At 73.7% G+C, this 2,472-nt stretch carries 3 protein-coding genes; all 3 read right to left on the bottom strand.

The genetic code is table 11. The features are described from left to right. Positions 1-357: 357 nt before the first annotated feature. Complete coding sequence (gene nadD, locus CWIS_RS10355) at positions 358-927, bottom strand: nicotinate-nucleotide adenylyltransferase (RefSeq protein WP_048343214.1); 570 nt, start codon at positions 925-927, stop codon at positions 358-360. Between the two features lie 38 nt (positions 928-965). Continuing rightward, complete coding sequence (locus CWIS_RS18895) at positions 966-1,121, bottom strand: hypothetical protein (protein WP_170210884.1); 156 nt, start codon at positions 1,119-1,121, stop codon at positions 966-968. 199 nt (positions 1,122-1,320) lie between these two features. Next, complete coding sequence (gene proB / locus CWIS_RS10350) at positions 1,321-2,463, bottom strand: glutamate 5-kinase (RefSeq protein ID WP_048343212.1); 1,143 nt, start codon at positions 2,461-2,463, stop codon at positions 1,321-1,323. Positions 2,464-2,472: the final 9 nt, after the last annotated feature.

Here is a 2,472-nt window from a genome sequence, read left to right as displayed (position 1 = left end):
ACGGGCCGGCAGGCGCGGGACGCTGACGACCGTCGGCGGCAGGGCGCGGGGCGGACGGGCCACCCTGTCCACCCGACCAACCCGTCGGCGGGGCGGCGGTCGGCGAGACCCGCTGCGGCGCAGGCTGCTGAGCGACCGGCGGAGGCGTGTAGGAGTGCGGCGCCTGCTGGGGCGACGGGCTCGGCGTGGCGCCGCTCTGCTCGCGGCGTGCGCGACGCGAGCCCGGCACGGGGCCGTCTGCGTGCGGCGTCGCCGCGCCGGCACCGGGCGCTCGCTCGGGGCTGACGGGGTTCGTCCCCGTCACTCCCTCGTCGCTGCGGTGCAGGTCACGGCGCCGCGGCCGTGCTCCTGGTTCCGTCATGACAAACCTCGATACAGCTGGTGCTTCGCGATGTACTGAACGACCCCGTCAGGGACGAGGTACCAGACCGGCTGGCCGGCCCGTGCCCGGGCCCGCACGTCGGTCGAGGAGATCGCCAGTGCCGGGATCTCGACCACGTGCACCCGATCCTCCGGCAATCCCTCGATCGAGAGCGCATGCCCGGGACGGGTGACCGCCACGAACTGCGCCATCGAGAACAGCTCCTGGGCATCCTTCCACGTCAGGATCTGTGCGATCGCGTCGGCACCGGTGATGAAGAAGATCTCGGCACCCGGACGCTGCGCCTTGAGGTCCCGGAGCGTGTCCACGGTGAACGTCACACCGCCACGGTCGATGTCCACGCGGCTGACCGTGAACCGCGGGTTGGACGCCGTCGCGATCACGGTCATCAGGTAGCGGTGCTCAGCGGGGGTGACGTCCTGGTCCTGCTTGAACGACGGGACGCCCGTCGGCACGAACACGACCTCGTCGAGCCCGAACCGCGCCGCGACCTCGCTCGCCGCCACCAGGTGGCCGTGGTGGACGGGATCGAACGTCCCGCCCATCACGCCCAGTCGCGTCACCTGCCGACCGAGCACGCCGGTCAGTGACGGGTGCCGACGAGGCGGAACGCGTACGTGAACAGCAGCATCGCAACCAGTCCGACGAACGCCCCGATCCCGAAGACGATCGGAGGGAACGGCAGCTCGTGCGCCTTCTCGGCGGCTTCCTCGGCGGCGACGATCAAGGCGGCGTGCACGGCGGTCCTCCGGGTGCTCGAGTAAGTGCTGACTGGTGCGGCGCGACTCTCGCAGTACGTGAGCCGAGCGGTATCGATTGTCGCACGCCGCACCACGACCGCGGGGCCGGGTGGGCACGCGTGTGCAGGTGGACGCCCGTCGTGACCCTGCACACGGTCCGTCGGGCGGTGGGACGTGCGACGAGTCGCAGGGCGCCGCTCAGGCCTGCCGGCGCCGCACGAGCACGAGGTCGTCGCGGTGCACGAGCTCGCGGTCGTAGCCGGCGCCCAGCTCGCGCCGCAGGTCGTGCGTCGACCGTCCGAGCAGGCTCGGCACCTCGTCGGCGCCGAACGCCACGAGGCCTCGCGCCACGACGCGACCGTCCGGCGCGACGATCTCGACCGGGTCGCCCGCCTCGAACGTCCCCTCGACGGCGGTGACGCCCGCGGGCAGCAGCGAGGTCCGCCGCTCGACGACCGCACGCACGGCACCCTCGTCCAGCACGAGTCGACCCCGCATCCGGGCGGCGTGCGCGAGCCACAGGAGCCGGATGGGCTTGCGGCGGCCCGTCGCGGCGAACCAGGTGCCCACGTCGTCGCCCTCGAGCGCCTGGGCGGCCTGTGCGGCGGACGTGAGCACCACCGGGATGCCCGACCCGGTCGCGATGGCGACGGACTCCAGCTTGGTCACCATGCCCCCGGTGCCGACGGCGGAGCCGCGCCGCGAGACGTCGACGCCCTCGAGGTCCCGAGGGCCGTCCACCCGCGCGATCCGCCGCGAGCCGGGCTGCGACGGCGCGGCCGTGTACAGCGCGTCGACGTCGGTGAGCAGGACGAGCGCGTCGGCGTGCACGAGGTGCGAGACGAGCGCCGCCAGGCGGTCGTTGTCCCCGAACCGGATCTCGTCGGTCGCGACCGCGTCGTTCTCGTTGATGATCGGCACGACGCCGAGGTCGAGCAGCCGGGTCAGGGCGCGGTGCGCGTTGCGGTAGTGCCCGCGACGCACGGTGTCGTCCGCAGTCAGCAGCACCTGCCCGACGCGCAGCCCGTGGTCCGCGAACGCCTTGGTGTAGTGCGCGACGAGCAGCCCCTGCCCCACCGACGCGGCGGCCTGCTGGGTCGCCAGGTCCCGCGGCCGCGCCGCGAGGCCGAGCGGGCCGATCGCCGCGGCGATCGCACCCGACGAGACGAGGACGACCTGCCCGCCGGCCGCGCGCCGCGCCGCGAGCACGTCGACGAGCGCACGCAGGCGGTCCGGGTCCAGCCGCCCGTCCGGGCTCGTGAGCGACGACGACCCGACCTTGACGACGACCCGGCCGGCCGAGCCGAGCTCGGAGCGTGCGATCAAGGCAGCAGCGGTCACGTGCGCATT

Origin of the sequence: Cellulomonas sp. A375-1, assembly GCF_001040865.1 — a bacterium.
In the GTDB taxonomy this organism is placed as follows: Bacteria; Actinomycetota; Actinomycetes; order Actinomycetales; family Cellulomonadaceae; genus Cellulomonas; species Cellulomonas gelida.
The sequence above is the reverse complement of the archived record's forward strand: the minus strand, read 5'-3'. Positions and strand labels throughout refer to the sequence as shown.